Genomic DNA, 1,259 nt, shown 5'->3' with positions numbered 1-1,259 from the left:
TCGAGACGCGGCGTATCGGGCGGGGCGCCGTGCAGGAGGTGATCGGGCAGGGGATTCTCGAGCGGCTGCTCGGCGACCTCCACCTTGCCCGGGAAGTCGGGCTGATGGACGAGGTCCTGCTCCGGGTTGCTACCGGAGGGGCTGTCGCCTACGGTATCGACGAGGTCGAAAAGGCGATCGCCTACGGTGCGGCGGAGACGGTCCTCGTCTCCGACACCCTGCTCCGGGACGAAGGGACAACGATGCTCATCGAGCGGGCCGAGCGCCTCAACGCATCGGTCGTGGTGCTGAGCACCGAGTTCGAGCCCGGGGAGCGCCTCGCAGCCCTCGGCGGCGTTGCGGCGCTCCTGCGGTATACGATCGAATGATCCCGGGTTATCCGGCGTCTCTTCACTGCGCCTCCTCCCGCTGAAGGACTGCTGCGGATCACGTTGATCGGTCAGGGCCGCCGGTTCCGCAGGGCCGGAGGTACCTATCTTTATAACCGGAGAACACCCTATAATGTAATAATTCCGTCAATCCGGGAAGTGGCCGCTGGCCCGTTCTTTTCGCCGGGCCGCCGTGCCGGGGCGACCTCCCCTTCCAGGAACGGCGTAACATTGGTGTCAAGATGAGTGAGAATGCGGTAGCCGCAGAGGTTGATAAAACACGGCCGCGGACACGTGCCGAGAAACAGGTCGAGCACAGGAATCGAATAAAACGGACGCTTGTAGCCTGCTTCATGGGTATTCTGACCGGAGGACTCTCGTTCTACCTCTCCGGCACCGCGGACCCGGTCACCGGGCTCCAGCCAAACGCCATCATCGGCCTGCTCCTTCTCGCGGCAGGCGTCGTCTTCCAGAAGCACGTCTTCATGCTCATCCGGATCGACTACATGGAGCTGAACAAAAAAGACTGGTTTTATCAGAGTTTCATGACGTTTGCGCTCTGGTTCATGACCTGGACGATCCTCTTAACCACCACTGTTCTGTGATTCCCCATGCGTATTGCTGTTGTACACCGTGATCGGTGTCACCCCGTAAAGTGCGGCACCGAGTGCATCATCTACTGTCCGCGTGTCCGGACCGGCGACGAGACCGTCGTCATCGGCGAAGACCAGAAGGTCGTCATATCCGAGGAGCTCTGTGTCGGGTGCGGCATCTGCGTGAAGAAGTGTCCGTTTGAGGCTCTCGATATCGTCAACCTCCCCGAACAACTCGACCAGCCGACCCACCGCTACGGCCAGAACGGCTTCGTCCTCTACGGCCTCCCGATCCCCG

2 protein-coding genes and 1 pseudogene are annotated in these 1,259 nt (G+C 61.4%); all 3 read left to right on the top strand.

Annotated features, from left to right (window positions below; all coding sequences use genetic code 11):
* Positions 1–368: pseudogene (locus PLN84_RS13410) on the top strand (mRNA surveillance protein Pelota); the annotation flags it as partial.
* Between the two features lie 242 nt (positions 369–610).
* Complete coding sequence (locus PLN84_RS13405) at positions 611–973, top strand: hypothetical protein (protein WP_292385869.1); 363 nt, start codon at positions 611–613, stop codon at positions 971–973.
* A 6-nt stretch (positions 974–979) separates the two neighbouring features.
* A partial coding sequence (locus PLN84_RS13400) for a 4Fe-4S binding protein (protein WP_348532200.1) occupies positions 980–1,259 on the top strand: 280 nt, incomplete at its 3' end.

The sequence above is a fragment of the Methanoculleus sp. genome (genome assembly GCF_035363275.1).
Taxonomy (GTDB): Archaea; Halobacteriota; Methanomicrobia; order Methanomicrobiales; family Methanoculleaceae; genus Methanoculleus.
Note: the sequence above shows the minus strand (reverse complement) of the source record. Positions and strands in the feature narration are given on the sequence as shown.